Origin of the sequence: Pararhodobacter oceanensis (assembly GCF_003076755.1) — a bacterium.
Taxonomy (GTDB): Bacteria; Pseudomonadota; Alphaproteobacteria; order Rhodobacterales; family Rhodobacteraceae; genus Pararhodobacter; species Pararhodobacter oceanensis.
The window spans coordinates 62627-88682 of record NZ_QDKM01000007.1; the positions used below are offsets into that span (position 1 = coordinate 62627).

General features: G+C 62.9%; 23 protein-coding genes. 9 read left to right on the top strand and 14 right to left on the bottom strand.

All coding sequences use genetic code 11. The features are described 5' to 3' along the window. Positions 1 to 29 precede the first annotated feature (29 nt). The 3 genes from coaD to DDE20_RS14510 form a co-directional block, all read right to left on the bottom strand. On the bottom strand, positions 30 to 545 hold the full coding sequence (gene coaD, locus DDE20_RS14500) for a pantetheine-phosphate adenylyltransferase (RefSeq protein ID WP_116559239.1): 516 nt from the start codon (positions 543 to 545) through the stop codon (positions 30 to 32). 160 nt (positions 546 to 705) lie between these two features. After that, entirely contained in the window at positions 706 to 1137 is a 432-nt protein-coding gene (locus DDE20_RS14505) for a CBS domain-containing protein (RefSeq protein ID WP_116559240.1), read from the bottom strand. A gap of 46 nt (positions 1138 to 1183) precedes the next feature. Further along, entirely contained in the window at positions 1184 to 2086 is a 903-nt protein-coding gene (locus DDE20_RS14510) for a LysR family transcriptional regulator (protein WP_116559241.1), read from the bottom strand. A gap of 131 nt (positions 2087 to 2217) precedes the next feature. Between DDE20_RS14510 and DDE20_RS14515 the strand changes: the two genes are divergently transcribed. The 5 genes from DDE20_RS14515 (at position 2218) to mmsB (ending at position 7963) form a co-directional block, all read left to right on the top strand. Then, the gene (locus DDE20_RS14515) at positions 2218 to 3717 is read left to right on the top strand and encodes a CoA-acylating methylmalonate-semialdehyde dehydrogenase (protein WP_116559242.1); all 1500 of its coding nucleotides are present in this window, start codon (positions 2218 to 2220) and stop codon (positions 3715 to 3717) included. A 568-nt stretch (positions 3718 to 4285) separates the two neighbouring features. After that, entirely contained in the window at positions 4286 to 4618 is a 333-nt protein-coding gene (locus tag DDE20_RS14520) for a cupredoxin domain-containing protein (protein ID WP_116559243.1), read from the top strand. A gap of 144 nt (positions 4619 to 4762) precedes the next feature. After that, complete coding sequence (locus DDE20_RS14525) at positions 4763 to 5908, top strand: acyl-CoA dehydrogenase family protein (RefSeq protein ID WP_116559244.1); 1146 nt, start codon at positions 4763 to 4765, stop codon at positions 5906 to 5908. 133 nt (positions 5909 to 6041) lie between these two features. After that, on the top strand, positions 6042 to 7055 hold the full coding sequence (locus DDE20_RS14530; RefSeq protein WP_116559245.1) for an enoyl-CoA hydratase/isomerase family protein: 1014 nt from the start codon (positions 6042 to 6044) through the stop codon (positions 7053 to 7055). A gap of 38 nt (positions 7056 to 7093) precedes the next feature. After that, on the top strand, positions 7094 to 7963 hold the full coding sequence (gene mmsB / locus DDE20_RS14535) for a 3-hydroxyisobutyrate dehydrogenase (protein WP_116559246.1): 870 nt from the start codon (positions 7094 to 7096) through the stop codon (positions 7961 to 7963). A gap of 53 nt (positions 7964 to 8016) precedes the next feature. Here mmsB and DDE20_RS14540 read toward each other — a convergent pair whose 3' ends face one another. The 5 genes from DDE20_RS14540 to gatB form a co-directional block, all read right to left on the bottom strand. Then, the gene (locus DDE20_RS14540; protein ID WP_116559247.1) at positions 8017 to 9867 is read right to left on the bottom strand and encodes an ABCB family ABC transporter ATP-binding protein/permease; all 1851 of its coding nucleotides are present in this window, start codon (positions 9865 to 9867) and stop codon (positions 8017 to 8019) included. A 115-nt stretch (positions 9868 to 9982) separates the two neighbouring features. Further along, entirely contained in the window at positions 9983 to 12034 is a 2052-nt protein-coding gene (locus tag DDE20_RS19255) for a LysM peptidoglycan-binding domain-containing protein (RefSeq protein WP_116559248.1), read from the bottom strand. Between the two features lie 154 nt (positions 12035 to 12188). Then, a complete protein-coding gene (locus DDE20_RS14550) occupies positions 12189 to 12656 on the bottom strand; it encodes an acyloxyacyl hydrolase (protein WP_165814529.1) in 468 nt (155 codons plus the stop codon). 202 nt (positions 12657 to 12858) lie between these two features. Continuing rightward, entirely contained in the window at positions 12859 to 13788 is a 930-nt protein-coding gene (locus tag DDE20_RS14555; RefSeq protein WP_116559250.1) for a hypothetical protein, read from the bottom strand. Between the two features lie 42 nt (positions 13789 to 13830). Further along, complete coding sequence (gene gatB / locus DDE20_RS14560) at positions 13831 to 15339, bottom strand: Asp-tRNA(Asn)/Glu-tRNA(Gln) amidotransferase subunit GatB (RefSeq protein ID WP_116559251.1); 1509 nt, start codon at positions 15337 to 15339, stop codon at positions 13831 to 13833. A 186-nt stretch (positions 15340 to 15525) separates the two neighbouring features. Between gatB and DDE20_RS14565 the strand changes: the two genes are divergently transcribed. Continuing rightward, positions 15526 to 16152, top strand: a complete 627-nt coding sequence (locus tag DDE20_RS14565; RefSeq protein WP_116559252.1) for a lytic transglycosylase — start codon at positions 15526 to 15528, stop codon at positions 16150 to 16152. 42 nt (positions 16153 to 16194) lie between these two features. Here DDE20_RS14565 and DDE20_RS14570 read toward each other — a convergent pair whose 3' ends face one another. Then, entirely contained in the window at positions 16195 to 16755 is a 561-nt protein-coding gene (locus DDE20_RS14570; RefSeq protein ID WP_116559253.1) for a YbjN domain-containing protein, read from the bottom strand. Between the two features lie 273 nt (positions 16756 to 17028). On the opposite strand from DDE20_RS14570, the gene DDE20_RS14575 reads away from it, so the two are divergent. Beyond that, positions 17029 to 17631: a hypothetical protein gene (locus DDE20_RS14575; protein WP_116559254.1), complete on the top strand. Its 603-nt coding sequence runs from the start codon at positions 17029 to 17031 to the stop codon at positions 17629 to 17631. A 21-nt stretch (positions 17632 to 17652) separates the two neighbouring features. Here the strand turns inward: DDE20_RS14575 and DDE20_RS14580 are convergent, their stop codons facing one another. Beyond that, positions 17653 to 17919 (bottom strand): BolA family protein, encoded by a 267-nt coding sequence (locus DDE20_RS14580; RefSeq protein WP_420812371.1) that lies wholly within the window; start codon positions 17917 to 17919, stop codon positions 17653 to 17655. 155 nt (positions 17920 to 18074) lie between these two features. On the opposite strand from DDE20_RS14580, the gene DDE20_RS14585 reads away from it, so the two are divergent. Beyond that, complete coding sequence (locus DDE20_RS14585) at positions 18075 to 18716, top strand: J domain-containing protein (protein WP_116559255.1); 642 nt, start codon at positions 18075 to 18077, stop codon at positions 18714 to 18716. A gap of 127 nt (positions 18717 to 18843) precedes the next feature. On the opposite strand, the gene DDE20_RS14590 is transcribed toward DDE20_RS14585, so the two are convergent. Both DDE20_RS14590 and DDE20_RS14595 read right to left on the bottom strand, forming a co-directional pair. Continuing rightward, positions 18844 to 19554, bottom strand: coding sequence for a DUF5765 domain-containing protein (locus DDE20_RS14590; protein ID WP_116559256.1), 711 nt, complete (start codon positions 19552 to 19554; stop codon positions 18844 to 18846). A gap of 73 nt (positions 19555 to 19627) precedes the next feature. Beyond that, positions 19628 to 20608, bottom strand: a complete 981-nt coding sequence (locus tag DDE20_RS14595; RefSeq protein ID WP_116559257.1) for a DUF808 domain-containing protein — start codon at positions 20606 to 20608, stop codon at positions 19628 to 19630. A 340-nt stretch (positions 20609 to 20948) separates the two neighbouring features. Here DDE20_RS14595 and cobS point away from each other — a divergent pair, with 340 nt between their 5' ends. Beyond that, on the top strand, positions 20949 to 21935 hold the full coding sequence (gene cobS / locus DDE20_RS14600; RefSeq protein WP_116559258.1) for a cobaltochelatase subunit CobS: 987 nt from the start codon (positions 20949 to 20951) through the stop codon (positions 21933 to 21935). Between the two features lie 461 nt (positions 21936 to 22396). Here cobS and DDE20_RS14605 read toward each other — a convergent pair whose 3' ends face one another. Then, complete coding sequence (locus tag DDE20_RS14605; protein ID WP_116559259.1) at positions 22397 to 24763, bottom strand: transketolase; 2367 nt, start codon at positions 24761 to 24763, stop codon at positions 22397 to 22399. A gap of 21 nt (positions 24764 to 24784) precedes the next feature. After that, positions 24785 to 25990: a methionine gamma-lyase gene (locus tag DDE20_RS14610; protein WP_116559260.1), complete on the bottom strand. Its 1206-nt coding sequence runs from the start codon at positions 25988 to 25990 to the stop codon at positions 24785 to 24787. Between the last annotated feature and the right edge of the window lie 66 nt (positions 25991 to 26056).

The following is a 26056-nucleotide window of genomic DNA, read 5'->3' on the forward strand; positions in this document are numbered from 1 at the left end:
CCGATATTAAGGCTCAGATCTTGCTGAAGTCAGCTCTTGCTGCGGTCCAGCATCGGGCCGAATTTATCGCGCAGCGCCAGATTGATCTCGGGGCTGACGAATTTCGACACATCGCCCCCCAGCCGCGCGATTTCCTTGACCAGCTTCGAGGCAATCGCCTGCCGCCGCCCGTCGGCCATCAGGAACACGGTCTCGATTTCTTCGTCCATCGAGCGGTTCATGCCGACCATCTGGAATTCATACTCGAAATCCGCCACCGCCCGCAGCCCGCGGATGATCACCTGCGCACCGACATCATGGGCGCAATGCACCAGCAGGTTCTCGAACGGATGGGCGATAATCTCGGTGCCGGTCTTGGCGCTCAGCTTGACGCATTCGGCCTCGATCATCGCCACCCGCTGGTCGAGCGAGAACAGCGGCCCCTTGTCGCGATTGATCGCCACGCCAATCACCAACCGGTCCACCAGAATCGCGGCGCGTTCGATGATGTCCATATGCCCAAGTGTCAGCGGGTCAAAAGTTCCCGGATATAGCCCAATGCGCATCTTTTGTCCCTTAGCATAGTCTAGCCGTCTGGTCTCACGGACCCACGCAACAATATTGCTCTATGCTTTGCAAGTGCAGAAAACAAAAAAGCCGCGTGTTGCGCAATTCAACACGCGGCGGGTTTTTATCAAATTATCGCCGCTGGCTCTCGGATCTGGCTCAATTGCCCATGATCATGCCGGTCAGCGCGTCTTTCTCCATGCGCAATTCGCTGAGCTGCGCGGCGACCACATCTCCGATGGAGATGAAGCCGACCATCTCGTTATTCTCGACCACAGGCATATGGCGAAAGCGCTTGTTGGTCATCGTTTCCAGCACCGATTCAATGGTGTCCGAGGGTGCGCAGCCGGTCACCGCGCGGGTCATCAGGTTTTCCACGCGGTCTTTCAGCGTCACATCTCCGGCGCGGCACAATTCGCGGACGATATCGCGTTCAGACAGGATGCCCTTGACGTCTTTGCCGGTTTCCGAGACCACCACCGCGCCGATCCGCTTGTTGGTGAGCAGATCCACCGCATCCTTGACGATCGAGTCGGGCGAGACCGTCAACACGCCTTGCGCCTTGTTTTTGAGGATTTGGCTGACCAGCATAAGACTCTCCTGTTTTTTCATAGCGTCACCAGATTGCGGTGCTCTGTCAAGCGCGCTCTGCAAGGGCTTCGAGCCGCGCCAACTCGCGGCGGAACCCGCTGACCAGTGCCGCCGCGAAGCGCTCGATCCGCGGCGTGTTGCGGTCATCGGCATGGCGCACCAGATGAAACGCACGGGTTAAAGACACCTGATCGGTGAGAATACGCCGCACGCCATCAACTGCCGGCAGCGCAAAATCATGCACCACACCAACGCCCGCACCGTGACGGATCAGGTTGAGCTGCACCGAGACCGAGTTCGATGCGACCGGCGGCTGGTCGATGCCCAGATCCGAAAGATAATCCAACTCACGGTCGAAAATCATATCCGGAATATAGCCGATGATCCGGTGCGCGGGCAGATCATCCAGCGTTGTCAGGGGCGGCGCCTTGTCCAGATAGCTCTGCGCGGCGGTCAGATGCAGGCGGTAATCGGCGATCTTATGGGCGATCACGCGGCCCTGCTCGGGGCGCGACACCGCAATCACCATATCCGCCTCACGCCGTGACAGCGAGAACACCCGCGGCAGCGCCACGATATGCACCTCGAGCGCGGGATTCTCTGCGACGATCTCGGCAACCACCTGTGGCAACAGGTAATTCGCCGCCCCATCCGGTGCGCCGATCCGCACTTGGCCAGTGATCCCCTCACCCGCACCGGTCAGCGCATCATGGGCCCGCGCCATCTCGCTTTCAATCGCCTGCGCATGCGAGACCAGCCGCCCGCCCTCGTCGGTCAGCCCGTAACCCTGCGGCGAGCGGGTGAACAACCGCGCGCCCATCGCCGCCTCCAGCCGCGCCACCCGTCGCCCCACCGTGGCCGCGTCGAGCTTCAGCACCTTTCCGGCGCGACTGAGGCTCTCGCCCCGCGCCACCGCCAGAAACACTCGCAGATCATCCCAATCGGCCATATTCCCCCCTGACGGGCAAACGCATGCTTTGCAAAAATGCAAAACCCTTTTTGGCAAACTGCCTCTGTTCAGGGGATTTATGCAAGGCTATTGTGCGCCCAACACAGTTTCAAACGCATCAGGAGGATCGCATGAGAGAGATTGGTCATTGGATTGACGGCAAAGTGGTCGCGGGCACCTCGGGGCGCACGGCGGATGTGTTCAACCCCGCCACCGGCGAAGTGCAAGCCAAGGTCGCGCTGGCCTCCAAAGCCGAGCTCGACGCCGCGATTGCCTCGGCCGCCAAGGCACAGGTCGCTTGGGGCAACACCAACCCGCAGCGCCGCGCACGGGTGATGATGGCGCTGGTTGGCCTGCTCAACCGCGACATGGACAAACTGGCCGAGATGCTGTCAAGCGAGCACGGCAAGACCTTCCCCGACGCTAAGGGTGACATCCAGCGCGGTCTGGAAGTGATCGAATACTGCATCGGCGCGCCGCAAATGCTCAAGGGGGAGTTCACCGACAGCGCCGGCCCCGGTATCGACATGTATTCGATGCGCCAACCGCTGGGTGTGGTTGCCGGTATCACGCCGTTCAACTTTCCCGCGATGATCCCACTGTGGAAAATGGGTCCGGCGCTGGCCTCGGGCAACGCGATGATCCTCAAACCCTCCGAGCGTGATCCCTCGGTGCCGATGATGATCGCCGAACTCTGCAAAGAGGCGGGTCTGCCCGACGGCGTGCTGCAGGTGATCAACGGCGATAAGGAAAGCGTCGACGGCATTCTTGATAGCGAGATCATTCAGGCGGTGGGCTTTGTCGGCTCGACCCCGATCGCACAATATATCTACGAGCGGGCCGCCGAGCAGGGCAAACGCGCCCAGTGCTTCGGTGGTGCGAAGAACCACATGATCATCATGCCCGACGCGGATATGGATCAAGCCGCCGACGCGCTGGTCGGTGCCGGTTTCGGCGCGGCGGGCGAACGCTGCATGGCGATCTCGGTCGCGGTGCCGGTGGGCGAAGGCACGGCGGAAGCCCTGCGCGAGCGTCTGGTGCCGAAAATCGAGGCGCTCAAGGTCGGCCCCTATACTGCGGGCAATGATGTCGATTACGGTCCGGTGGTCACCTCCGCCGCCAAGGAAAACATCCTGCGGTTGGTCGAAACCGGCGTGGCGCAGGGTGCCGAACTGGTCGTCGACGGGCGCGGTTTCAATCTGCAGGGTTATGAAGACGGGTTCTTTGTCGGCGCCCATCTCTTCGACCATGTCACCCCCGATATGGACATCTATAAGACCGAAATCTTCGGCCCCGTGCTGTCGATGGTGCGCGCCAATGACTATGAAGAAGCGCTCGGCCTAGCGATGGACCATGAATACGGCAATGGCACCGCGATCTTCACCCGCGACGGTGACACCGCCCGCGATTTCGCCAGCCGGATCAATATCGGCATGGTCGGCATCAACGTGCCGATCCCGGTGCCGCTGGCCTATCACACCTTTGGCGGCTGGAAAAAGTCGGGCTTTGGCGATCTGAACCAACACGGACCGGACGGGTTCCGCTTTTACACGCGGACCAAAACCGTCACCTCGCGCTGGCCCTCGGGCATTCGCACCGGCGGCGAGTTCAACTTCAAAGCGATGGATTGATTGCTTTAGCCCTGCGGCTTTGGACAATGGAAGATATCTGCGCCGCGCTCCCTTTGGGGCGCGGCGTTTGCTTGTGAAGAGAACTCCTGCTGTGCCCCAAAGCACAAAGGGCCGCGCCCGACCCTGGGTGGGAGCAACCACATTCCCACAACGCGCCGCGTTCCAAAGCTCTCATGCCGGTCGAGCGTTGATTGACATCGCCAAGGCGCCCTCCCATGGGGAGGGTCGGGCGCGGCCCGTGGTTCCCACGCGCGGGACGGATCTGAAATGGTCCGCTAAAGGCGCTAAGGGCTGCGCCCGACCCAGGGATGGCGCCCGCACCCTTTCCATTTTGCGCCGCGCTCCAAAGCACGCATGCCGCCTGAGCCATACACCACTTCGCCAAGGCGCCCTCCCGGGGGGAGGGTCGGGCGCGGTCCGTGGTTCCCACGGGCGGGACGGTTGCAATTGGTATGCCCAGCATGCCCATCCCCGCCATCATCTTTATGTGACACCCGCCCTTGCCTCTTGCCGCAGCCTCCGCCGCTTCCCATCTTTGCCCGACAGACCGTCACCGGAGACATGCAACATGCCCCTATCCAGACGCCAGTTCCTTCTCGCCGCCAGTATCGCGCCCTTCTCGGCGGGCCTTGCCACATCGGCCAACGCCACCACGACCCATGAGGTCTCTATCGAAGGGTTTGCCTTCTCCCCCGCCAGCCTGAGCATCGCCGCCGGCGACACGGTGACATTCACCAATAACGACGCCGCACCCCATACCGCGACGGCGCAATCGGCGGGGCTCGACACCGGCACGTTGAACAGCGGCGACAGCGAGTCGCTGACCTTCAACACCCCCGGCACCTTTGCCTATCGCTGCCGCTTTCACCCCGCGATGCGCGGCACCGTCACGGTGACCTGACGGCGCCATTCGGCGCCTGTGATCCGCGAAAACGCTGCGTGCGGCGGCTGCAATATTCTTGCACTCCCCCCGCGCGCCTGCAACATTCTGGCAAGAATGGTGAATTAAACATCTGTTCAATTCGCGCTTGCAGGAGGTTGTGCCATGGATTTCGCCCTCACCGAGGAACAGAGTGCCATTTTCGACATGGCCTATGCCTTCGGGCAAGAGCATATCGCCCCTTACGCCCAAGAGTGGGAGGCTGCGGGCACCATCCCGCGCGAGATCTGGACACAGCTCGCCGAACTCGGCCTCGGCGGGCTTTATGTCTCCGAAGAGTCCGGCGGCACCGGCCTGACGCGGCTGGACGCCACGCTGGTGTTTGAAGCGCTCAGCATGGCCTGCCCCTCGGTCGCGGCGTTCCTTTCGATCCATAATATGTGCGCGGCAATGCTGGATAAATTCGGCTCGGATGACATCAAAGCCCGCATCCTCGCCCCTGCAATCACCATGGAAAAACTGCTATCCTACTGCCTGACCGAACCCGGTGCCGGCAGTGACGCGGCGGCGCTCAAAACCCGCGCAACGCGGACGAATGACGGCTATACCCTCAATGGCACCAAGGCGTTTATCTCGGGCGGCGGCTATTCCGATGCCTATGTCGTAATGTGCCGCACTGGCGACGAGGGCGCGCGCGGGATCTCGACCGTGGTGGTCGAAGACGGCGCGCCGGGCCTGTCCTACGGCGGGCTCGAGGCCAAGATGGGCTGGCGCTCGCAACCCACGCGGCAGGTGCAATTCGATGATTGCGCGGTGCCCGCCGAGAACCTTGTTGGCAGTGAAGGCGACGGGTTCAAATACGCCATGGCGGGGCTCGATGGCGGGCGGCTGAACATCTCGGCCTGTTCCCTCGGCGGCGCGCAGGCGGCGTTGACCCAGACCCTGACCTATATGGGCGAGCGCAAGGCCTTCGGCAAAAGCATCGACCAGTTTCAGGCGCTGCAATTCCGCCTCGCGGATATGGAGATCGAACTGCAAGCCGCGCGCACCTTCTTGCGCCAAGCGGCATGGAAACTCGACACCAAAGCCCCCGATGCGACGAAGTTCTGCGCGATGGCGAAATGTTTTGTCACCGAGACCGGCTCGCGCGTGGCCGATCAATGCCTGCAATTGCACGGCGGCTATGGCTATCTGAGCGATTACGGTATCGAGAAGATCGTGCGCGATCTGCGGGTGCATCAGATCCTTGAGGGCACCAATGAGATCATGCGCATGATCACCGCGCGGCAATTGCTGGCCGAGCGGGGATGAACTAGGGCAGCGCCGACCTGCGGGGCAAAGCGAAGCGCCGCCCCGTGGGGGCGGGTCGGCGCTGCCCGGCGGTGCCGCCGGGCGACCAGACTTAACTGTTACGACTTCATATGAAACACCGGACCCAACCCACATGACCGATCTTATCATCCGCACCGAGGGCCGCGCAGGCCGCCTGACCCTCAACCGGCCCAAGGCGCTCAACGCGCTGACCCATGACCAATGCCTGCAAACCGAGGCCGCGCTCATCGCATGGCGCGACGACCCGGCGGTTGATCTGGTGATCATTGACGCGACGGGCGAGCGGGCGTTTTGCTCGGGCGGCGATATCGCGCAGGTCGCCGCCGCAGGGCGCAACGGCGATTTCGCAATGGGCCGCGAATTCTGGCGTGACGAATACCGGATGAACGCGCTGCTGGCCGAATACCCCAAATCGATCGTCAGCTTTATGCAGGGCTTTGTAATGGGCGGCGGGGTTGGCTATGGCTGCCATGTCCGCCACCGGATTGTCGGCGAGAGCACGCAGATGGCGATGCCCGAATGCGGCATCGGGTTGATCCCCGATGTCGGCGGCACTTGGCTGCTCGGTCAGGCGCCCGGTCACCTCGGGGTCTATCTGGCACTCACCGCCGCGCGCATGGGCGCGGGCGACGCGATTGCCGTGGGATTTGCCGATCATTTCATCCCTGAGGCCGAATGGGAGGGCGTCAAGCAGCGCTTGATCGAGAGCGGCGATGTCACGTCCTTGCCCGCGCATTCCACCCCCGAGGCACCGCTCTCCGCGCAAATCGACCAGATCAACCGCCTGTTTTCCGGCGCCAGCCTGCCCGAGATCATCACCGCGCTTGAGGCCGAAGACACGCCCCTTGCCGCCGCCGCGCTCAAGGCGATCCGGCGCAATTCGCCGCTGTCGATGGCCAGCACGCTGGCGATGCTGCGCCCTGCCCCCGCCTCGCTGGCCGAAGCCCTGCGGCAAGAGTTCCGCTGGACATGGCGCTCGATGGACAAGGGCGATTTTCTCGAAGGCGTGCGCGCGCAGATCATCGACAAGGACCGCAACCCGCAGTGGCAACACCCCGCACCGGACGCAGTCTCGGACTCTGACGTCGCCGCGATGCTGGCGCCTTTGGGTGCCGACGACCTCTAAAACAAACGACCTCCTGCCCTTTGGAAAAGGAAAACAAGATGAAAATTGCATTTATCGGATTGGGCAATATGGGCGCGCCCATGGCCGTGAACCTGAAAAACGCGGGCCATGAGGTCGTGGGGTTCGACACTGTCGCCAAGCCCGAGGGGCTGTCCATGGCCCAAAGCGCCGCCGAAGCCGCCAGCGGAGCCGATGTGGTGATCACCATGCTGCCGAACGGCAAAATCCTGCGCGCGGTTGCCGATCAGGTGATCCCCGCGATGGCTGCGGGCGCGGTGCTCTGTGACTGCTCGACGGTGGATGTCGACAGCGCCAAAGCCGTGGCCGCGCAGGCCGAAGCGGCGGGTCTGGGCTCGCTGGATGCGCCGGTCTCGGGCGGCACCGTCGGCGCCACCAATGGCACGCTGACCTTCATGGTCGGCGGCGGTGATGCGGCCTTCGCGACGGTGGCCCCGCTCTTCGAGATCATGGGCCAGAAAGCCGTGCATTGCGGCGCGGCGGGGGCCGGTCAATCGGCGAAGATCTGCAACAATATGATCCTCGGCGTCACCATGATCGCCACCTGCGAGGCCTTCGCGCTGGCCGATAAGCTCGGCCTCGACCGGCAGAAGATGTTCGATGTGGTCAGCACCTCATCGGGCTATAGCTGGTCGATGAATGCTTATTGCCCGGCCCCCGGTGTCGGGCCGCAATCGCCCTCGGACAACGGCTATAAGCCCGGTTTCGCGGCGGAATTGATGCTCAAGGACCTGCGGCTCAGCCAGCAAGCCGCCGAGAGCGCCGATGCCGATACGCCAATGGGCCAGATGGCGGCGAAACTCTATGAGGCCTTCGTCGAAGCCGAAGGCGGATTGGGCAAGGACTTCTCGGCCATGCTGCCCCGTTTCGAAGCCCGCGGACGCGACTGATCCCGCATGGCGCGCTCGGTTCACGGGCGCGCCATCATCACCCCGACTGTGCCTCACTGTGCCGCCGTCGCGTCATCCTGCTCATGCGCTTGGCGCTGCCACATCCGCGCATAACGGCCACCCTGCGCCAGCAGCAACTCATGGCGGCCCTCTTCGACGATCTCTCCGTCTTCCAGCACCACAATCCGATCCGCATCCACCACCGTCGAGAGCCGGTGCGCAATAGTGATCACCGTGCGCCCCTGCCCCATCGCGGCCAGCGAGTCCTGAATATCCTGCTCGGTCTGGGTGTCCAAAGCGCTGGTCGCCTCATCCAGTAGCAAAATCGCCGGATTTTTCAGCAAGGTGCGCGCGATGCCCACGCGCTGCTTCTCACCGCCCGACAATTTCAGCCCGCGCTCGCCCACTTGCGTGTCATAGCCCTCGGGCAATCCGACGATGAAATCATGGATGCGCGCGGCGCGGGCGGCGGCTTCGACTTCTTCGCGGGTGGCGTTATCCTTGCCGTAGGCGATGTTGTAATAGACCGTATCGTTGAACAGCACCGTGTCCTGCGGCACCACGCCAATCGCCGATTGCAGGCTTTTCAGCGTCAGATCGCGCACGTCTTGCCCGTCGATGGTCAGCGCACCGCTGTCGACATCGTAAAACCGGAACAACAGCCGCCCGATGGTCGATTTGCCCGAGCCAGAGGGACCGACCAGCGCCACCTTCTGCCCCGCGCTCACCTCCAGCGAGACGTTCTTGAGGATCGGCCGCGCCACGTTATAGGAAAACGTCACATCCTCCAGCCGCACGGTCCCGCCTGCCAGTTCCAGAGGTTTGGCACCGGCGCGCTCGACCACATCCGGCACCTGCCCCAGCAGTCCGAACATCTGCCCCATATCGACCAGCGCCTGCCGGATCTCGCGGTAAACCGTGCCCAGAAAGTTCAACGGCATGGTGATCTGCACCATATAGGCGTTGACCAAGACGAAATCGCCCACCGTCAGATCGCCGTTCTGGACCCCCACTGCGGCCAGCGCCATGACGATCACCAAGCCCGAGGTGATCAGCGCCGACTGCCCGAAATTGAGCGCCGCCAGCGAATAGGCGGTCTTGAGCGCGGCGCTCTCATACCCTTCCATCGCACGGTCATAGCGCATGGCCTCGCGATCATCGGCGCTGAAATACTTAACGGTTTCAAAGTTCAACAGGCTGTCGATCGCCTTTTGATTGGCGTCATTGTCCTGCTCGTTCATCTCGCGGCGGATCTTCACCCGCCATTCGGTGACGGTGAAGGTGAACCAGACATAAAGCGCAATCGTCCCCGCAATCACCGCCACATACCAGACGTCAAACATCACCAGTATCACGCCAGCGATCAGCACAAGCTCGAGGATCAGCGGCCCGATTGAAAACAGCATGAAACGCAGCAGGAAATCGACGCCCTTGATGCCGCGCTCGATGATCCGGCTGAGACCACCGGTCTTGCGGGTCAGATGATAGGACAGGCTGAGGCGGTGCATATGGACAAAGGTTTCCAGCGCCAGTTTGCGCAAGGCGCGCTGTCCGACCACGGCAAACACCGCGTCGCGCAATTGCTGAAAGCCATTGGTCATCAGCCGCGCCATGCCGTAGGCCACGGTCAGCCCGACCGCGCCGACGCCAATCAACCAGCCCGCGCCGGGGTCCGAAGGGGTCAGCGCATCGACCGCGCCCTTGTATAGCAGCGGCGTGCCCACCGCGACCATCTTGGACATCAACAGAAAGAGCATCGACACGACGACGCGGATTTTGACGCCACTCTCACCCTCGGGCCAGAGATAGGGCGCCACGCGGCGCAGCGTCGCCCAGCCCGAGGCCGAGGGCTCGCCCGCATCATTGTCACCTGGCAAAGCACTTGCGCTGGGTCTGTTTCTCATCTGGGACGTTCCTGTTCAGGGTTCGTCCTCAGGTAATGCCCCGCGCCGTCGAATGCCAGTGCCGCACAGCATCAGTGCGGATGCAGCGTGCTATTTGGCAAGCCTATTCGCCGGATTATTCGTCGGGCAATGAGAAAATCTGCCCCGGATAGATCAGATCGGGATCGCGGATCTGGCTGCGATTGGCGCGGTAGATCACCACATAGCGCTCGCCCGCGCCGTAGCGCTCGCGGGAAATATGCCAGAGCGTATGGCCCGGCTGCACGGTGATCAGCGACACCGGTGGTGCGGGTGCGGGTGCGGGTGTGGGCGCGGAGGCGTTCGAGGCCAAAGCTGGCGCGCTGGCGCTGTCATTGGCGGGGGCGCGGGCGGGTGGCTCGGGGCTGGCTGCGGGCTCTACTGTAGCCAGCGCGTCGGCACTGCTGGCCGCGGCATCAGCAGCGGTCTCGGTTGAGGTGTCGGCAGGAGTTGCAGCCTCAGGCGCTGATACATCCGCGGCGCTGATCTCCGGGGCTACAGGCGTTGCGGTAATCGGTGTTTCGCTGGCCCCCTCGCCCGCAGTTGCACCTGCCGCTGCCTGCGCCGCGGCCACCAATTCAGGGGCCTCGCGCTGGAACGGGGTCTCGAACCGCGACACCACCTGCCCCGTCTCATCCACCTGATCAACGCGCAGCGTATAGACCCCGGGATCGACATGCGGCAGGTCCGAGGCCCAATCGCCGTGTTCCGCCCGTGCCACGGCAATCGGCTGGTTATTCAGATAGATACGCAGGGTCGAATCCGGTCGCGACTGCGCCGCGCGTCCGGCAATCTGCACCTCGCCGAGGCTTGAATAGCTGATCGAGTCGATCACTACATTGTCCTGAACCTGCGGAGCGCGGTCCAAAACCTCCACCTCGCCACTGCCACGCAGCAAGAATGCGGTCGGCAGATCATCGGGCAGACGCGCGCTGTCACCGGCGGCGATGCCCGTGGTAGCTTCGGTGCTCGTTGTTTCATTTTCGGCGGGCGCAGCATCGGCCAATGCGGTGGCGGTATCGCTCGCGATCTGCGCACCTGTCGGTGGGGTGGTATCCTGCGGTGCCTCGCTGGAAGCCGCACCGCCCGCATCAACCGGCTCGGCCAGCGCGACCACAGCCTCGCCGTCCAGCGTGGCGGCGGTCTCGGCTTGCAGGCGCGCATCCAGCGTTTGACCCAGCGCCAAAGCCTCTGGCGCGGCGCTCTCTACTGGCTGCGCGGGCGAAATATCCACTCTCGGCACTGCGGCGGTTTCCGGCTGCTCACCCGCAGCAATGGTGCTCTCTGCCAGCGATTCACCCGCATTTGGCACCGAAGCCGTTTCGACCGCCACAGGCATTTCGCTCGACGCCATCACGTCAGCTGCTGACGAGACTGCGGTGCTTTCTGCCAAAACTTCGGCAGGAGCTGCCGGGGCTGGCGGAGGCGTGGTGGTCTCGGGCGCCAGCGCGGCCAAGGCACTCGGGGTCTCGTCAACCGAAGGAGTTGCCTCGGGTTGGGTCTCCGGCGCCGTTTCCGCCTCGACCTCGGCGAGCGCCACCGTTGAGGGCCGCGGAGTCAGGATCACGCTGTCCTCGGAGGCGATCACCACCCCGCCCGCGTCCTGCATTTCCAAGGTCATCACTTGCGCCGCTTCCGACGCGCCAAGCCCGAAGAGCGCGACGAATTGGCCCGAGCCGTCTGCCGCAGTCTCCGCCACCATAGCGCCATCAACGCGCAGGATGATCGCGGCACCGGGTGCGGCCTCTCCGGCCACCAACGCCCCGCCATCACGCGCCACGCGCACCACGTCGAATGTCGGCGGGGCGGAGGCTTGAGCCGCTTCAGGGCTGGAGGTTTCTGAGCTGGTGGTCTCGGATGCGGCAGTAGGATCGACAGCGGCGACCCCGGCAGGATCACCAGTTGGGGAGGCCATATCAGCGGTTTGCTCTGGAGCCGTCTGCTGGGGAGCGGTAGCGTCAGGCGATGCCCCCGCAGCTACCGACTCCGGCGGGGTCGTCGGCGCCACGGCCTCCCCCTGCGCGGCGACCGGATCACCTGTCGGCACCACCGCTGTCTCGCGAAACAGCCCGCTGGCGATCACCGCAACGACTGCCGCACCGGCCACAGCAGTGGCCCCGCCAAGGGTCCAGACCAATTTCTGCGACATCGATGCCCACCTTATCTTGCGCCCTGTCGCGCTCTCTCGCCCCTACATATAACACCCGTATCTATGGGTAAAAGAAATTCTTTCCCCAAGGTCTTGAGTGCAACACAGATGTGGCGCGGTATCAACCGGCAGCAGGCGCAGGCAGGAAGCCGGCTCAGTTGAGCGGAATCGTGTAGTTCACGCTCAATGCATTCACCCCCGGATTGTTCCGGTAAATCCCGCCATTCGAGCGGTGCAACAACAGCAGCGACACTTCGGCGTCATTGCGCAGGGTGGTGCCAAACTCGACCGAGGTGGTGAACTGCAGCGGACCGCCCAGATCCATATCCGACCCGCGCGTGTAAAGACCCGGCATGAAGGTGCCGCGCAGGAAGTAGGGGCTATTGCCCAAGGGCAGCGAATAGGACGCGCCGACACCGATCCAGGCCGAGCCCAAAGACGTCGCATGCAGCCCCGCCGCATAGCTCCAACCGGCAGGGCGCGGCGCCGAATGCCAGTTCATCACAAAGACGGTCGAAGGGGTCTCGGTGCGCCCGATGCCCAGCGTCAACCGTCCCGATTGCGCATAACTCGGCGCGGCAAGCGATGTGGCGATCAGGGACGCAAGGGCAATTCGGCGCATGGGCTCACTCGATTTCATTAGATGGGGCGACTCTACAGACCATGGGACCGGCGGCAAAGTCAGGAGTGCCTAGGGTTTATCTCACCAAGCCGCGCGGCCTCAAGGCAATGCGGCGGATTTAACCGCCACGGCGGTCACGCTGGCCTTGAGTGTTACTATATCGTCACAGCCGCGCGGGGTCACGCACCCCCTGCCCGCGACACTAGCGGTGCAAGCCACGCGCCAAACGATCACGCACACCGGCCAGACGCGGTTGGCGTTCCATCTCGTCGGGCGCGGCAATCCGCAGCCCCAACCTGCGGGCGAGCGGGTAAGCCTCGGCGTAGCGTGCGATCTCGCCCGCAGAGAATGCGCCGATGTCAAATCGCGGGCCCGGCAGTGCCTTGAGCCGCGCCACGTCCGCCGCATCGCGCCGCCCCGAGCCCAAGGGATGCGCGCGGTTATAGGCCAGAAGCGCCTCAACCGCCGGACCCGAGATCGAGACATTCTGGCGGCTTTCCTCCAGCCCCAGCGCGGTGAAATCCTTCAGGCCAAAACTTTGTAGGAAATGGTTGCAGACACCGATTTTCTTCGCATCCTCAAAGCGCAGAAAACGGGTGTTCTCGACACCGAAAACCTGAACGATCTTGGCCGGAAAACCGGCAATCCGCTGCAGGCCGATGTCAAATGTCGTGCGCCGCGTGCCAAGGCCGGATTTCGCCATTTGCTGGGTGTCCGAGGACATCCAATCGCGCAATTCGCGGTAGCCATAGACCGCCACCACCCGCCCATGGGGCGCCAGCCAATCGCGCAGCGCCGCCAGCGCCTCGGCCGGTAGCAGCGCCAGATATTCATTCGACAGGATCATCCAAGGGAAGCGTTTGCGCGTCAGCCGCTGCTGCAATTCCGCCAGCGCGGTGCGGTCGCGGGATTTGATCTGCGCGGCATCCAGCCCTGACAGCCGGTTCCAGGCATCAACCATCGGATCGTCCAGAAACGCCGAATAGAGATACGGATAGGCCCGCCCCGGCCCAAAAAACCGCACCCCCTCTTCGCGCAACACCTTGCGGTGGCGCGCGAAATTATGCTGCAGCGAGGTGGTGCCGGTCTTATGCGTTCCCAGATGCAGCAGTATCGTAGGCTGTCCCGCCACGGCGCGCCCCCTCTACCGGATAAACCTTGATCCGGTAGGAGGTTAGACTCCCAGCTTGGCTTTGACCACCGCGTTGACCGCCGCCGGATTGGCCTTGCCGCCGGTGGCTTTCATCACCTGCCCAACGAACCAGCCAGCCAGCTTCGGGTTCTGCTTGGCCTTTTCGACCTGCGCAGGGTTGGCCGCGATGATCTCGTCAACGGCACTTTCAATCGCGCCAGTATCGGTGACCTGTTTCATGCCTTCGGTTTCGACAATCTCGACCGGATCGCGGCGTGTCTCGATGTGGATTTCCAGCACATCCTTGGCGCCTTTCGACGAGATTTCCTGCGCCGAAACCATCGCCATGATCGCCGTATTCACCGCCGGAGCGGCAATCTCGCGCGGCGAGACTTCGGCTTTATTGGCACGGCCCAGAACCTCGTTGATGATCCAGTTCGCGGTGCGCTTACCTTCGCCACCGCCCACCGATTCCTCGAAATAGCGCGCCAAATCAAGGTCAGCGGTCAGCACCGAAGCATCATAATCAGTCAGGCCGAAATCCGCCATGAAGCGCGCCTTCTTAGCGTCGGGCAGTTCCGGCATTGCAGCGGCGATATCATCCACCCAGCCCTGCTCGATCTCCAAGGGCAGCAGGTCGGGACAGGGGAAATAGCGGTAGTCATGCGCCTCTTCTTTCGATCGCATCGAGCGGGTTTCGCCCTTGTCGGCATCATAGAGACGGGTCTCCTGATCGACCTTGCCGCCATCTTCAAGGATCGCGATCTGGCGGCGCGCCTCATAGTCAATCGCCTGCTGGATAAACCGCATCGAGTTCATATTCTTGATCTCGCAACGGGTGCCCAGATGGCCGAAATCCTGCGTCGCCTGATATTTCTCATACTGGCCGGGACGACAGACCGAAACGTTGACATCCGCGCGCAGATTGCCGTTTTGCATATTGCCGTCACAGGTGCCCAGATAGCGCAGGATCTGGCGCAGCTTGACCACGAAGGCCGCCGCTTCCTCGGGGCCGCGGATGTCGGGGCGGCTGACGATCTCCATCAAGGCGACGCCGGTGCGGTTGAGGTCCACAAAGGACATATTCGGGTCCATATCATGGATCGATTTGCCCGCGTCCTGCTCGACATGGATACGCTCGATGCGCACCAGACGCGCGACACCCTCGGACAGTTCCACCAGAACTTCGCCCTCGCCAACCAGCGGATGATAAAGTTGCGAAATCTGGTAGCCCTGCGGCAGATCGGGATAGAAATAGTTCTTGCGGTCAAAGGCCGAACGCAGGTTGATTTGCGCCTTCAGGCCCAAGCCCGTGCGCACCGCTTGCTCGATGCAATACTCATTGACCACCGGCAGCATCCCCGGCATCGCCGCATCAATGAACGACACATTCGCGTTCGGCTCGGCGCCGAATTTGGTCGATGCACCCGAGAACAGTTTCGCCTCCGAGGCCACCTGCGCATGGATTTCCATACCAATAACCAACTCCCAATCGCCGGTGGCACCGGCAATCACCTTGGGCTTGGGGGCTTCAAAGCTGAGATCGAGCATGGTTTGGTCCTCATCAATTCTGCCGCCGGTTCTAGAACGCCTTGCCCGCAGAGGGAAGAGCCTATGGCCGCTGTTCTCGCGCCTTTTGGGCGTCAATACAGCACCGCCGCGCCCCCGATGGCAGGTTTCCGCGCGTTCACGACGCCGTGAGTTGTCGAACCCCAGCCCGCCGCGCATTAGAGCGCCATGTTGTATCGCCCCGTTTCCAGCCCGACCCGCCGCCGCGTCACCGCCCGCATCAAGCTTGCCTTTGCCGCGATATCGGTGCTGGCCCTGACCGCCTGCCTTGATGCGCCACATGCACAAGAAGCGCCGATTGAGGTCGCCACGCGCTGGGACCACCGCCCCGAGGCCAACCGCTGGAACACGGCAATGATGCAGGCGCTGATGACCGATGGCGCACCGATGCTGGCACTGGTGCCCGAGGACACCGATACGTGGTGCCCGGGCTATGACGAGGCCACTCCGGCCGAGCGCGCCGCGTTTTATGTGGCGTTTTTCTCCGGCCTCGCACGGTTTGAAAGCACCTGGAACCCGCGCGCCTCAGGCGGCGGCGGGCGTTACCGTGGATTGCTGCAAATCTCGCCAGCCACCGCGCGCTATCACGGCTGCGATCTGCCCGAAGGCGGGCTCTATAATGGCGCCGCCAATCTCGCCTGCGCGGTGCGGATCGCCACCGCGGCGGTGCTGCGTGACGGGGTGACGGCGCAGGGTCGCGGCGGGATTGCCGCCGACTGGCCGCCAATGCGCGACCCCGCCAAACGCCGTGAGGTCGCGGAATTCACCCGCGCCCTGCCCCAATGCCAAAGCTGAACGCAACCGCGCCCGCCTCCGCTGCAGCGCAATAACTGCCGGTTACTTGCCCGGAAGGGCCGGCGTCGCGGGCGCTGAAGGTGTCGAGGGCGTGCCGGTATACTCCTCGCCGTTAAAGCCCGGATCAATCACCATCTCTTTGAACTGCTCGAGCACCGCTTCCCACCATTGGATGGTGTCGTCGAAATTGACCGCCGTGACACTGCCGGCAAGGTTCACGTCAAACTCGATCGTCGCATTGCCGCGACTGTCAAGATAGGCCGCCGAAAACCGCCGGTCGCGGTTCCACTGGTTCATCGCCGCGACCGTATGGCTGCCATTTGACTCCCACCAGGCGCGGAACTGCACCGATGAGCAATTCTGGTTATTGTCGTCACAATTGAGAAACGAGATCGTATAGATCGTGCCGTCCATCTCGCCGCGCACCCAGACCCCGTCTTCATCGCTGCGCCGCTCGACCGGGCCATAAGCGCTGGCCAACTCTTGAATGCGGTCCACATCCGTGCCGCTGATCATCCCTCCTAAATTGACCTGCGCCATGGCGGGCGCGCTGATGACAATCGCGAAGATCGAGGCAGAAATACTTGTCCGAAATAAATGCATAGGACTCCTCCGTAAGAAAATACGATTCCTCACGCTAACACCCGCAGCTTTGCCCACTCAATAAAAAAACCGTGCGGGGTTTGTGAGATAGCGCCTTTCTCCGCGCCTCGGCACTGCTCGCTTGGGCTATGATATAAGGGCGCGTGGGCAGCCGGAGCGCGATGCCGGATTGGGCGGGCTTTTGCCCCCGTGGCCATGCCGACGCCACGGGATGGCTTGCAAAACCGGCCCGATTGCCGGTAAAAGCGCGAAAATCAATCCCGGAAAAGCCAGATGTTCGAATACAAAGTCGTCCCCGCCCCGGTGCGCGCCGCCAAAGTCAAGGGGCTCAAGACCACGCACGAGCGCTTCGCCCATACGCTGGCCGAACGGATCAATGCCGAGGCCGCGGGCGGCTGGCAGTTCCAGCGGGTCGAAACCCTGTCCTGCGAAGAGCGCAAATTCTTCGGCGGCACCAAAGCCTCGACGCAGGTGGTGATGATCTTCGCCCGCGATCTCGACGCGCCCCGCCCCGATGCCGGTGCCGCTTTGGCCGCCGCGCAGCTTGCACCTGCGGTGGCCACCGAGGAAAGCGCAGCGCCAGAGGAAGCCAGTTTTGAGGCCGATCCGGACACCGCCTTTGAGCCCTACGATGCCGAACCCACCTATGAGCCCGACACCGAGCCGCAGCATGAGGCCGAGCCTGCGCCGCGCGTCGAACTCCGTGCCGAGCCCAGATCCGAGCCGCGCACGGAACCGCGTCCCGAGCACGCCGCCACCCTGCCGCCGCGCCGTCAAGAGCCGCTGTTTCGCGCCAATCCGATGATGCGTCAGGATCCCGCAGGCCGCGCCGAACCGGTGCTGCGCCCGCATGCGCCGCGCGGTGACGACGAGTAACAGCCGCGTCGCCAGAGGCGCTTAGCTCAAGGTCAGCCGCAGCGCGTGAATGCGCGCGATCAACTCCGCCCCCAATGCTGCATGCACCGCCCGGTGCCGCGCCAGTCGCGTCAGCCCCTTTAATTCAGGGGCCTGCAACGCCACATGGAAATGGGTCTGCCCACCCTCGCGCCAGCCTGCATGCCCGCGATGGCTCTCGCTCTCGTCCTCGACACTCAGCGCCTCGGGGGTGAAAGCAGCACGCAACCGCGCTTCGATCTGGTCGCTGATGCGGATGTCATCACTCATTGCCAACAAGCCCTTTCCTTTTCCTGTTCAGAACACTTAGACTATCGCCTCCGAGTCGCAAGGGGCCTCGCAGGCCCGCGTCAGACGACCGGCAGATCCATTCAACGGGCGCGATTGAACGCACCCCATACAACGAGCAGTCTCGCAGGAGCCCCATGAGCCGCGATCCTTTCAATTTCGACATGCGCGCGTCGACCGACAAGAAAAAGAAGACCCGCGGCCGCCGCGGGATGTCGGGCGCCGTGGAAACCTCACACCAGCAGTGCCACCACGCGGGCTGCACCGAACCCGGCCAATACCGCGCCCCCCGCGCGCGCGATCAACTCGATGATTACCTGTGGTTTTGCAAAGAGCATATCCGCGAATACAACCTCAAGTGGAACTTCTTCGAGGGCCAGACCGAGGCCGAGATGCAGGGCACGATGGAGCATGACCGCGTCTGGGGCCGCGCCACCCAGCCCTTCGGCTCGGCCGCGCGCGAGGCCAAAGGCTGGGCCCGCCACGGCATCAATGACCCGCATCAGGTGCTGGGCGACAAAGCCACCCAAAGCAAACCCGAGCAAACCCGCCAAGGCGGCCGCGCCACCCGCAAACTGCCCTCGGTCGAGCGTAAGGCGCTGGAGATCCTCGACGCGCGCGACAATTGGTCCCGCGCCGAAATCCGCAAGCAATACAAGAGCTTGGTCAAGGATCTTCACCCTGACCGCAACGCCGGTAACCGCGCCGATGAAGAGCGCCTGCAAGAGGTCGTCTGGGCTTGGGATCAAATCAAAGAAAGCCGCAGCTTCCGCGACTGAGCCAAAAAAAGATGAGTATTTAGGGCAAGATGAAGCCAGAGCGCGCACGCCACTCCGTCATCTGTCGATAAATATCCTGGGGGTGAATTCGCGCAGCGAAGAGGGGCAAAGCCCCCTCCCCTTTGCCTTAAGCCAGCGCAGGCACCGACATGCGCCGCCGGATCGCCGGGCTCAGTGCAATGGCGACAATCGCAATCGAAAACAGGCACCAGATCGCCGGCACTTCATTGGGGTTGCTGGTCAGTAGTCCGGCAAATACCGGCCCCGCCAGGGCATGGAAGACCACCAGCCGCCAGGCGCCATAGATCAGCGGCAGCAAGAAAGTCACCAAGAGATAACTCGGAAAGCCCCAATTGGTGCCGATCGCCGCCTCTAGGGGCACCATTAGTCCGTTATAGGGCACGTCCCAAGCCTGATGCCAATCGCCCGACACGGTGCAAAGCCGCTCGGCGCAGAGGTTCGAGCCTGCCGCGCAGCCTCCGGCCCATTCAAACGGGTATAGCTGCAAGAGCATCAGCACCGAGGACAGCGCGCAGAGGGTGAAGACCAATGATTTCATTCGCAGGCTGACCGGCTTGGCAACCAGCTCCATGGCGAAAGCGTTGATCACAATCGGCTGGAACACGATATGCAGCACCGACAGGATGGTCACCGTCTGGTTCACCGAGGAGGTGCAATCATTGATCACCGCGTAGCCGGCAACCTGTAGCGCCTCCATCGCGGTGAAATAGCCCAGGGTCACCGGGATCGCCGGTGCATCGCCGCGCTTGATGGTCACTGCCGTGGCCGCGCCACCGAGCGCCACCATGGTTGCCGATACGCCCATCGTCCAACACATAAAGTGCGCTCCCCCCATTGGTGCCAGCACTCAAGCACGCAGGGAGCCACCACGCAAGCGTTGCGTTCTGCGCTTAATGCGCCGCGCCGCTGTCCGGCGCGCCGGTCACTTTGTGGATCAGCGGGTCAATCACCCAAGCGACCAGCGGGATCAGTAGCAGCCCGTAAGCCAGCCCGAGGATACCGTCGAAAAACGCGGTCACGAACCATTCGACAAACCCCGTCGCGGTCGGCGACATCAGCGCCAAATCCACCGCGATATGGTGAATCCAGTCGTAAGTCTGCGGCCAGCCCAGATCCTTGAGCCCGTGCACAATGATCGAGCCGCCGACCCAGATCATCGCTGCGGTGCCGATGATCAGCAGCAGCTTCAGAAACCCCGGCATCACCGCGACAATCCCGCGCCCCAGCGCCCGTGTGGCACCGGTATGCCCGATCCGCGCCATCCACAGCCCGACGTCATCGGCTTTGACGATCAGCGCCACCGACCCGTAAACCACCGCCGTGATCCCCACTGCAACTAGCGCCAGCACCGCCGCTTGCAGCCAGATCGTCTGTCCGGTCGGCAAGGCCGCCAGCGCGATGGTCATGATCTCGGCGGAGAGGATGAAATCGGTCTTGATCGCCCCCGCAACCTTTTGGCGCTCGAGCCGTGTCACATCGCCATCCTGCGGCGCTTGCCCATCGGCGTAGGGCGCATGCGGTCGAAACAGGTGATAGACTTTCTCGGCGCCCTCAAAACACAAATACGAGCCACCCAGCATCAACAGCGGCACGATCATCCAGGGCGCAAAGGCCGAGAGCAGCAAGGCGGCGGGCAGCAGGATCAGGATTTTGTTGCGGATCGAGCCGAGGGCAATCTTGCCGACAATCGGCAATTCGCGGGCCGGTGCAAACCCGTGGACGAATTTCGGCGTCACCGCAGCGTCGTCAATCACCGCCCCCGCCGCCTTTGAGCCCGCTTTCGCCGCATGCATGACCACATCATCGACGCTGGCCGCGGCCACTTTGGCAATCCCCGCCACGTCATCCAATAGTGCCAGAAGTCCGCTCATCCGCCCTCGCTTTACCCGTTCAAACTCAATGTCTTGCCAAAACCCTATAGAGGCCGCGGTAGTGGTGCAACGCCGCAACCGCCGAAGGGTTCCGTTCAGCGCCCGCGCGTTGTGGCCCCGACACCTTCGTCTCGGCCGCCCGTCAGCCACCCGCGGGCCTGCGACGCAAGGTTTTTCGCCGCAGCCCGCCTGCCCGCGCCTTCGCCGGTTTTGGCCCCCTTGCGCGCACGCGCGGAATGCTCCACAAATCGGGCACAAAGCGAGGCCCGAATATAACGAGCCGCCCGACAAAACGAGGCCCCTTGGCCCCGCGCACGAATTTGAACCAAAGGCGAACCCGATGAGCGATAGCACTGCGAAACCCACCGAGAAACCGACCGAAGAAATCTCGGTGCGCGAGGTCTTCGGCATCGACAGCGACATGATGGTCAAAGGATTCGCCGAGAAAACCGACCGTGTGCCGGCGCTCGATCCGACCTATAAATTCGATCCCGACACGACGTTGGCGATCCTTGCGGGCTTTGCCTATAACCGCCGGGTGATGATCCAGGGCTATCACGGCACCGGTAAATCGACCCATATCGAGCAGGTCGCGGCACGGCTGAACTGGCCGACGGTGCGGGTGAACCTCGACAGCCATATCAGCCGTATCGACCTGATCGGCAAAGACGCGATCAAATTGCGCGACGGCAAGCAGGTGACCGAGTTCCACGAGGGCATTCTGCCCTGGGCGCTGCGCAACCCCTGCGCGATTGTGTTCGATGAATATGACGCGGGCCGCGCCGATGTGATGTTCGTGATCCAGCGCGTGCTTGAGCATGACGGCAAGCTGACGCTGCTGGATCAAAACGAAATCATCACCCCGCATCCCTCGTTCCGCCTGTTCGCCACCGCCAACACGGTCGGCTTGGGCGATACCACCGGTCTTTACCATGGTGTGCAGCAGATCAACCAAGCGCAAATGGACCGTTGGTCGCTGGTCGCGACGCTCAACTACCTGAGCCACGACGCGGAAACCAATATCGTGCTGTCGAAAAACCCGGCCTATAACACCGCCAAGGGGCGGCAGGAGATCGGCCAGATGGTCACCGTCGCCGACCTGACCCGCACCGCTTTTGTCAAAGGCCAACTGTCAACGGTGATGAGCCCGCGCACGGTGATCACTTGGGCCGAGAACGCACGGATTTTCCGCGATATCGGCTATGCGTTCCGGCTGACCTTCCTCAACAAATGCGACGAATTGGAGCGCCAGACCGTGGCCGAATTCTACCAGCGCTGCTTTGGTGAGGAACTGCCGGAGAGCGCGGCAAATATGACCATGGGCTGAGGCCTTTCGGACACTGATAGAAGCAAGGCGCTAAGGGACGCGCCCGACCCTGGGTGGGCGCGACACCCTCGAATTGGCGCCTATAGATTCACAGCATCCAAGTTGGGTGAGCTGCGAGTGACATCGCCAAGGCGCCCTCCCGAGGGGAGGGTCGGCAGCGGCCCGGGTTGAGGCCCGACCCGAACGGTCGAACCCGGCCGATACAACGTGCGAAGGGTCGCGCCCGATCCTGGGAGGGCTCCCCCCTTTCCACAACGCGCTGCGCTCCAAAGCATCCACGGCGTGTAAGCTACGATCACCATCGCCATGCGCCCTCCCGGGGGGAGGGTCGGGCGCGGCCCGGCGGTGCCGCCGCGCGAAACAGAATTTAGATGTGACTGGCCTGTTGCCCGGGTAGACGTTCGCAAACAGTATGTGACGCCAACCCATAAGCTGGCGTCACCTGCGTTTAACAGAGCCGCTCAACCGCTCCGCCGCCCGCTGGTCAGCGCATTCACCGATTGCACCAGCGCGTCGCGGTCCAGCCGAAAATGCCGGTAGAGATCCGAGATCGACCCGGTCTGCCCGAAATGCTCGACCCCGTGGCCGATGGTCTTATGCCCCGCCACCGAACCGAGCCACGACAAAGTCGCCGGATGACCGTCAATCACCGTGACAATGCTGCAACTCTCGGGCAGATCGACGAGCAGCGTCTCCACATGGCTGATCGCCCGCGCATTGCCGCGCGCGCGGTCGCGTTGCGCGGCACTCCAGCCCGCATTCAGCCGGTCGGCCGAGGTCACCGCCAGCACGCCGACATCGCGCCGATGCTCGCCGATCATCCCCGCCGCGGCAATCGCCTCGGGCGCCACCGCGCCTTGATAGGCGATCACCACCGAGCAATTCGGCCCCGGTTTGCGCAGCCAGTAGGCGCCGTCAATCGCCCCTTGGCGGAAGGCGTCATCATGGCGGGTGCCGGGTTGCTCGATCGGGTCGGTGGTCAGGCGCAGATAGACCGAACCGCCGGTCTCATCGCGCAGCCATGTGCGCTCATCGGGATCACCCTCGCCATCGCGCTGCAGGTAATCAAACGCCCATTCCATGATCACCGCCAGCTCATCGACAAACGCCGGTTCAAACGCCGCGACCCCGTCCTGTGACATGCCGATCAGCGGCGTGCCGATGGATTGATGCGCGCCGCCTTCGGGCGCCAAAGTCACCCCCGAGGGCGTGCCTACCAGCATAAACCGCGCGTCCTGATAGCAGGCGTAGTTGAGCGCATCCAAACCGCGCGCGACAAAGGGATCATAGACCGTGCCAATCGGGATCAGGCGTTTGCCAAACAGCGAATGGCTGAGCCCCGCCGCACCCAAGAGCAGCATCAGGTTCATCTCGGCAATGCCCAACTCGATATGCTGGCCATCGGGCGTGAACTCCCATTTCGCGGTCGAGGGGATGCGATGCTCGATAAAGGCATCAGCCTGCGCGGTGCGGGCAAACAGCTTGCGCCGGTTCACCCACGGCCCGAGGTTGGTGGTGCCGGTCACATCCGGCGACGTGGTGACGATCCGTGCCGCCAATTCGCTGTCACCCTTGGAGAGATCATCCAGTATCTTGCCAAAGCCCATCTGCGTAGAAATCTCGCGGTCGCTGGAGATCCCGATCTGCGGTACATCGAGTTTCGCATCCGTATAGCGGCGCGGATAGGTCTGGAAAAACGGCGTCTCGCGCAGGAACGCCTCAAACGCCTCGGGGTCGTCAACGGTGGCAAAGCGCTCCCACTCCTGCCCCTCGGCCACGCCCATATCGTTCTGCCACGTGGCCATCTGCGTCTTGGTCATCAAGCCGCCGTGGTTGTCCTTATGCCCGGCAATCGGCGTGCCCCAGCCCTTGACGGTATAAGCCAGAAAGCACACTGGCCTCTCATGGTCGATGGCAGCGAAACTCTCGGCCATTGTCGCAACACAGTTGCCGCCGAGGTTCTCCATCAGCTCGGCCAGCGCCTCATCCGAGCGCCGCTCGATCAGCGCCGTCACATCGCCCTGATCGCCGAGATCATCCATCAGATGTTTGCGCCAGACCGCGCCGCCCATATAGGTCAGCGCCGAATATTGCTGGTTGGGGCAGGCGTCGATCCAGTCGCGCAGTTTCTCGCCGCCGGGTTCGGCGAAGGCAGCGCGCTGCAACTCGCCGTATTTGACCCGCACCACATCCCAACCGAAAGCGTCAAAAATCTTCTCGATCCGCGCAAACAACCCTTCGCGCACGATCCCGTCCAGCGACTGGCGGTTATAATCAATCACCCACCAGGTGTTGCGCAGATCATGTTTCCAGCCCTCTTGCAGGCATTCATAGATATTGCCCTCATCAAGTTCGGCATCGCCCATCAGCGCGATCATCCGGCCCAGCGGCAGATCCTTGCCCCAGCTTTTGGCCTGCACATAGTCCTGAATGATCGAGGCAAACGAGGTGATCGCCACCCCCAGCCCGACCGAGCCGGTGGAGAAATCCACGTCATCAATATCCTTGGTGCGCGAGGGATAGCTTTGCACCCCGCCGTAGCCGCGAAAATTCTCCATCTTTTCCAGCGGCATATTGCCCATCAGATACTGCATCGCATGGAAGATCGGCGAGGCATGGGGCTTGACCGCCACCCGATCCTCGGGCCGCAGCACCGAGTAATAGAGCGCGGTCAGGATCGACACCATCGAGGCCGAGGACGCCTGATGCCCGCCGACCTTGATCCCGTCCGCCTTGGGCCGAATGTGGTTGGCGTTATGGATCATCCAATGCGACAGCCACAACAGACGCTGTTCAACGGTTTTTAGATGGGCGGTCGAGCGGGGCATCACAATCTCCTGCGGTCAGATTTACGCGGCAGAACGCAGCGGCGTTTTGGGCAAGGCTTGCGCCAGATCATCCAGTATATCCTCAACCCCCTCAAGGCCAACCGACACCCGCACCAGCCCCTCGCTGATCCCGTGCAGCGCGCGCTCCTCGGGCGTATAGGTCGAATGGGTCATGCTGGCCGGATGCTGGATCAACGTCTCGGCATCGCCCAAAGACACCGCGCGGGTGATCAGCTTGAGACGGTTCATCAATTCGATCCCGGCCTGCATCCCGCCCTTGAGTTCAAAGGCAATCATCCCGCCAAACTGCGCCATCTGCCGCTGCGCCAGGTCATGCTGGGCAAAATCCGGCAACCCGGGGTAATGCACCTGCGAGACCGCATCGGACTGCGCCAGCAACTCGGCCAACTTCTGCGCCGATCCACAATGCCTATCCATCCGCAGCTCCAGCGTTTTTAGGCCCCGCAGGATCAACATCGCGTTGAACGGCGCCATTACCGCGCCGGTCATATCCTTCATGCCATAGAGCCGGATTTGGTCGACCAGTTCTTGCGAGCCCGCCAAGAGCCCCGCCACCACATCGCCATGCCCGCCCAGATATTTGGTCGCCGAATGCAACACAATATCTGCGCCATGCTCAACCGGCCGCGTGAGATAAGGCGTTGCATAGGTGTTATCGACCACCACCAGCGCGCCGCTGGCATGGGCAATCTCGCTGATCGCGGCGATATCGACGAGCCGCATATTCGGGTTCGCGGGCGTCTCGAAATAGACCACTTTGGTCTTGGCCGTGATCGCCGCCGCCAGCGCCTGCGGGTCGGTCAGATCGACATGGGTCACGGTGATGCCGAATTTCGCCAACCCGTGCTGCATGAAGGAGAACGTGCAGCCGTAGAGGGTCTTATCAAGGATCACCTCGTCACCCGGCGCCAGCAAAGTCCACATCGTGGCGGTGATCGCACCCATGCCTGAGGCCAGCGCCAACCCCGCCTCGGCCCCCTCCAGCGCCGCGATCCGCGCCTCTAATAGCGCATTCGTCGGGTTGGAAATCCGCGAGTAAATATGCCCCGCGCGGTCGCCTGCAAACATCTCGCCGCCGGCCTCGGCGGTGTCGAAGGCAAAGGTCGAGGTCAGATGCAATGGCGGCGTTAGCGCGCCTTCGTTCTGCATCGGGTCATAGCCGTGATGAATCGCGGTGGTGGCAAAGCTGTCGGGACGGTTGCGCATGGCGGGCTCCTCTGTGTTCACACCGATGATATGCCAAGACCGGGGCAATTTGATTGCGAAGATAGG